Annotated in this window: 1 protein-coding gene; it reads right to left on the minus strand. The window is 76.5% G+C overall.

Features of this window, described 5'->3' with window-relative positions; all coding sequences use genetic code 11:
• Positions 1-285: hypothetical protein (locus KI686_RS17685; RefSeq protein WP_237590410.1), on the minus strand; the 285-nt coding region annotated here is incomplete at both ends.

Raw genomic sequence — 285 nt, forward strand, 5'->3', positions numbered from 1 at the left:
CGTCACCGCCGGCGAGCCTGCGGTGGTCACCCCGCTCTCCTGCGGCGGCGCCACGTCCTTCGCCGCGCCGCCGTCGGGCGTGTAGCTGCAGTCGACGGGTGCGCCCGCGGCGGGACGTTCGGGCAGCTCACCCGTGTACGCCGGCGCGCTCTGCGTCGCGGTGGCCGTCCGGGTCGTGGTGGTCGTCGAGGTGCCGGTGCCGTCGTCGGAACAGCCGGCCACCAGCAGCGCCGCTCCGGCGGCGACGGCGAGGCGGATCGGGGTGCGGGTCATCAGTCCATCCTC

The sequence above is a fragment of the Polaribacter sargassicola genome (assembly GCF_021991835.1).
Lineage (GTDB): Bacteria > Bacteroidota > Bacteroidia > Flavobacteriales > Flavobacteriaceae > Polaribacter > Polaribacter sargassicola.